This window comes from Actinomadura sp. WAC 06369 (assembly GCF_003947565.1).
GTDB lineage: Bacteria > Actinomycetota > Actinomycetes > Streptosporangiales > Streptosporangiaceae > Spirillospora > Spirillospora rifamycini.
The window spans coordinates 1-4,934 of the sequence record NZ_QHJN01000300.1; the positions used below are offsets into that span (position 1 = coordinate 1).

The 4,934-nt window shown below is 77.1% G+C and carries 3 protein-coding genes and 1 pseudogene; 1 reads left to right on the forward strand and 3 read right to left on the reverse strand.

Annotation, left to right across the window (positions count from 1 at the left end; genetic code table 11):
* Positions 1-202 precede the first annotated feature (202 nt).
* Complete coding sequence (locus DMH08_RS38505; RefSeq protein ID WP_158642466.1) at positions 203-1,750, forward strand: serine/threonine-protein kinase; 1,548 nt, start codon at positions 203-205, stop codon at positions 1,748-1,750.
* Here DMH08_RS38505 and rho read toward each other — a convergent pair.
* The 3 genes and pseudogenes from rho to DMH08_RS38520 all read right to left on the reverse strand — a co-directional run.
* Positions 1,747-2,856, reverse strand: a pseudogene (gene rho / locus DMH08_RS38510) (transcription termination factor Rho); the annotation flags it as partial. The gene DMH08_RS38505 and the pseudogene rho overlap by 4 nt on opposite strands.
* A 426-nt stretch (positions 2,857-3,282) precedes the next feature.
* On the reverse strand, positions 3,283-4,125 hold the full coding sequence (locus tag DMH08_RS38515) for a hypothetical protein (RefSeq protein WP_125621171.1): 843 nt from the start codon (positions 4,123-4,125) through the stop codon (positions 3,283-3,285).
* Positions 4,122-4,934, reverse strand: an 813-nt coding sequence (locus tag DMH08_RS38520) for a PEP-utilizing enzyme (protein ID WP_267898602.1), incomplete at its 5' end; no start/stop codon positions are given. The genes DMH08_RS38520 and DMH08_RS38515, both read right to left, overlap by 4 nt.

The following is a 4,934-nucleotide window of genomic DNA, read 5'->3' on the forward strand; positions in this document are numbered from 1 at the left end:
TGAGCAAGAAAGAGATCATCCGATGCCTCAAACGCTACATCGCCCGCGAGGTCTACCACGCCCTGGTCCCACCAGCAACCACCGTCAACGGCCTTGATCTAGCCGCTTGACATCTATAGGAGCATCCCCGGGGCCGGACGGTCAAGGATTCATGGGGCCGCGCGGGGCGTGGCTTGGGTGCGTTCCCGCGCATAACCTCCCCATGACCGAGGACCGTCCGGTGCCGCTCGCGCGGCGGTACCGCCTGCTCTCGATGGTCGGCCGCGGCGGCATGGGCACGGTGTGGCGCGCCCGCGACGAACTCCTCGGCCGGGACGTCGCGGTCAAGGAGCTGCGCGTGCCCGCCCGCGCCACCGGCGCCGAGCGCGCGGCGCTGCGCCGCCGGCTGCTCACCGAGGCCCGCGCCACCGCCGCGCTCCGGCATCCCGGCGTCGTCGCCGTCCACGACGTCCTCGTCGAGCGCGGGCGCCCGTGGATCGTCATGGAGTTCCACGAGTCGCGGTCGCTCGCCCGGCTGATCGACGAGCGCGGGCCGCTCGGCGTGCGGCGCACCGCCGAGATCGGCGCGGCCGTCCTGTCGGTGCTGCGCGCCGCGCACGCCGCCGGGATCCTGCACCGCGACGTCAAGCCCGCGAACGTGCTGGTCCGCGACGACGGCCGCGTGCTGCTCACCGACTTCGGCCTCGCCCTGCACACCGACCGCCCGCACGGCGAGGACGTCCGGGACGAGCCGGACGCGCGGGACGTCCGGGACGCGGCGGGCGCCTGGGTGGCGGCCGGCGGCGGGGCGGCCGGCGGGGCGGTCGCGGGGATCGAGGGGTCGCCCGCGTACCTGCCGCCCGAGCGGGTCAACGGCCTGCCGGGCGGGCCCGCGTCCGACCTGTGGTCGCTCGGCGCGACCCTGTACGCGGCCGTCGAGGGCGAGTCCCCGTTCCTGCGGTCGCACGCGCTCGGGTCGATGGTCGCGGTGCTGCTCGGCGACTACCCGCGGCCCGCGCGGGCGGGGGCGCTCGCCCCGGTCATCGAGGGGCTGCTCCGGCACGACCCGGACGACCGGCTCCCGGCGGACGAGGCCGCGCGGCTGCTGGACGCGGCGGCGCGGCCGGACGTCCCGCTCGTCCCGCGCCCCCGCGCGCCCTGGCGATCGGGTGAACCCGCGCGGCGGCCGCGTCCCCGCCCCGGCGCGGTCGCGAGCGTCGCGGCGCTCGCCGTCGTCGCGGCGGGGCTCGGCACGTGGACGGCGCGGTGGGCGGCGGCCGGCAGGGGCGACGCGCCCGTCCCGGCGGCGGACCCGTTCGTCGAGCTGGCGCTCTACCGGGAGGTGGACGCCTACACGGTGCGGGTCCCGGCGGCCTGGCGGGTGGAGCGGCGCGGCGCGGTGATGCGGTGGCGGGACGGCGCGTCCGGGCGCGGGCTGCGCATCGCCCCGGCGTCCGGCGACCCCCTCGCGGGGCTGCGGGCGGCGGAGCGGGCGCTCGTCGCGGACGGGCGGCGCCCCGGGTACGTCCGGGTGCGGCTGGGGTCCGGGCCGGGACCCCGCGGCGGCGCCGAATGGGAGTTCACCTGGCAGGGCGCGGGCGGCGGGCGGCACACGCTGTGCACCCGCACGGCCGGGTACGAGCTGTGCTTCTCCGCGCCCGAGTCGCGGTGGCTGCCGGACCACCGCCTCTTCGACCGGATCCTCGCCTCGTTCCGCCCGGACGGCGATACGGCGGAACCTGCGGAACCCGCGGACTCCGCGGAGCGCTAGAGCGTCTGCTGGAGGCGGAGCAGGAACTCGGCGTTCGACGACGTGCCCTTCATCTTCTCCAGCAGGTGCTCGACGGCCTGCTGCCGGTCGAGGCCGGACAGGGCGCGGCGCAGCCGCCACGTCAGCTCGAGCTCCTGCGGCGACATGAGCAGCTCGTCGCGGCGCGTCCCGGACGCCTCCACGTCGACGGCCGGGAAGATCCGGCGGTCGGCCAGGCCGCGGTCGAGCTTCAGCTCCATGTTGCCGGTGCCCTTGTACTCCTCGAACAGGACGTCGTCCATGCGCGACCCGGTCTCCACGAGCGCGGTCGCGAGGATCGTCAGGGACCCGCCTTCCTCGATGTTGCGGGCGGCCCCGAAGAACTTCTTCGGCGGGTAGATCGCGGTGGTCGCGACACCGCCCGCCAGGATGCGGCTGCTGGACGGCGCGGCCAGGTTGTAGGCGCGGCCCAGCCGGGTGATCGAGTCGAGCAGCATGACGACGTCGTGGCCCTGCTCGACGAGCCGCTTGGCGCGCTCGACGGCCAGTTCGGCGAGCGCCGTGTGGTCCTGCGCGGGCCGGTCGAACGTCGAGTGCAGCACCTCGCCCTCGACCGTCCGCTGGAGGTCGGTGACCTCCTCGGGACGCTCGTCGATCAGCACGACCATCAGGTGCGCCTCGGGGTTGCCGCGCGCGATGCCGTTCGCGAGCGCCTGCAGCATCATCGTCTTGCCGACCTTCGGCGGCGACACGATCAGCCCCCGCTGGCCCTTCCCGATCGGCGCGACGAGGTCGATGATCCGGGTGGCGAGCGGGCCGGTGTCGAGCCGCAGCCGCTCGTCCGGGAACAGCGGGGTCAGCGCGCCGAAGTCGGGACGTCCGGCGGCCTCGGCGGGCGGGCGGCCGTTGACGGTCTCCACGCCCGCCATCGCGCGGAACTTGTCGCGGCCCGACTTCGGCGGCCGGGCCGTGCCCGCCACGATGTCGCCGGGCCGCAGGTGGTGCGCCTTGACCTGGGCGAGGGAGACGTGCACGTCCTCGGGCCCCGCGAGGTAGCCGGAGGTGCGCACGAACGCGTGCTTGTCCTGGACGGCGAGGATGCCGCTGAACGGGACGAGCGGTTCGTCACCGGCCGGGCGCCGCTGCCCGCCCTTGCGGGCGGACTGCGCGGGCACGGCGTGCCCGCGCGGGCTGCTCGTGCCGGGGGTGCGGCCGGTGCTCAGGGTGGAAATGGACATTCGTGTCCCTTCTCCGGCAAATGCGGACGAAAAACCGCGCGCCGGGGGTCGAAGCCCCGCGTACGGCGGCGGCTTCCGCGGCGCGTACGCGAGAGGAAATGTGAGAAGCAGCTCGGTTCACCGGGCTGACGTCGGCTCCCTAGGTGCGGCGGTCCGGGCGAGTCGCGACCGGACGGTCGATCACCGGGCGCTCAGATGGCCCGGGCGGGGAAGAAAACGCCTCCGCCGCCTGCCTGCGGCGAACATTGGACGCTGCTTCGACATTACAGCACGTACGGCCGTTTCCGCATTCCCGGGGCCGCCCGAATTCACCGCTCACCCCGGCTGCACCGACACCACCCGGAACGTCGCCCGGTCGACCAGCCCGTCCTGGAGGCACCCCCGCATCCGCCGCAGCCCGTGCTCGCCCAGCGCGGGACGCACCACGATCGCGTACCGGCCCTCGCCCAGCGGGACCGCGCCGCCGCCCTCCGCGTACGGCCGCGTCGAACCCCGGCAGTACTCCCACAGCCGGTCGACCAGCGCGTCCACGGACACCGCGCCGGTGTCGCCCCGCGTGTCCGCCTCGACGACGAGGGTGCTCGCGGCCGCCGCGACCGGACCGTCCGGCCGGTCCTGCGTCAGCTCCGCCAGCCAGGTGACGGCGAACCCCGCGACGAGCGCCCCCGCGAGCCCGAGGGCGACCGCGCGGCCGCGTCCGTCCGGCCGCGGCTCCGGCGCGCCCGCGAGGACGCCGCCGCCCGGCGGCGCCAGCCCCCGCGGGAGCCCCGCGTCGCGGCCGAACGCCCCCGACACCCGCTCGACCAGCGCGGCCAGCCCCGACACGATGATCCCCGCGCCCAGCAGGACCGGGATGAACACCCGGTACCGGTCGTCCTCCTCCAGCCACCGGAACCGCGGCGCGTCCGCCCCGCCCTCCGCGTACCGGCCCCGCGGGACGGGCGCCGGCTCGGCCCGCAGCTCCGCGAGCCCCCGCTCGATCCGCGCGAGCCGCCGCGCGCCCGCCGCCGCGACCCCCACCACCAGCGCGATCAGCAGCAGCACCCCGGACATCAGCGCCCGCTGCCACTCCCACCGCACCAGGTAGACGACCACGTACGCGGCCGTCGAGAAGATCGTCACGGCCAGCACCAGCCACCCGAGCCGCCGCGCCGTCATGCGACCGACTCCTCGTCCGCGCGGTCCAGCGTCTCGACGCGCCCGGTGTCGCCGTCCACCAGCAGCCGGGTGCCGGACGGGAACCGGTCGACCGCCCCGCGCAGCCCCACGACCGTCGGCACCCCCATCTCCCGAGCGAGGATCGCCAGGTGCGACAGCGGGCTGCCGGTCTCGGCGACGAGCCCCGCGAGCGCCGGCAGCCGCGGCGCCAGCGACGGCGCGAGCGTCCGGACCACCAGCACCGCGCCGGGCGGCGGCTCCTCCGGGCCCGCGTGCACGAGCCCCGCGCCGCGCCCGCCGCCCGCGGGCCGCGCCCCGTCCCCCGGCGGCGGCGCCTCCGCGACGATCCGCTCCCCGGCCAGCCGGAACGCCGCCGGCAGCGGCGCCGTCCGCGGCGGCGCCGGGCGCCGCTCCAGGTCGGCGGGCAGCGCCCCGCCGCGGAGCGCCGACACCAGCTCGTCGAACCGCAGCGCCCGCACCAGCCCGGGCCGCGCGAGCGCCCCGCCGTCCGCGAACCGGACCCCGGCCGTCCACGCGAGCCGGGCCCCGAGCTCCTGCACCCACCGGATGCGCATCCGCAGCGCCTCCCGGGGCGGCAGCACCGGACCGTCGGCGCCCGCACCGGACCGACCACGCGCGCCGAAGGCGCTCGCGGCGTCGCGGGCCCCCCGCGTCCCGCCTTCGGCACGCGCGCCGGCGTCGCGGGCCGCGCGGGTCGCGGTTGCGGTGTGCGTGTCGGTGGTGGGGTCGTCTTCTCGGGGGTCGGGGGCCCGTCGTCCGGGTTCCGGAGGTGCGCCGAGGTCGCGGGG

What these genes read in the sequence shown, in the direction of transcription:
- DMH08_RS38505 (WP_158642466.1), top strand. Translation starts at nt 203, where the DNA reads ATGACCGAGGACCGTCCGGTGCCGCTCGCGCGGCGGTACCGCCTGCTC.
- DMH08_RS38515 (WP_125621171.1), bottom strand. Translation starts at nt 4,125, where the DNA reads ATGACGGCGCGGCGGCTCGGGTGGCTGGTGCTGGCCGTGACGATCTTC.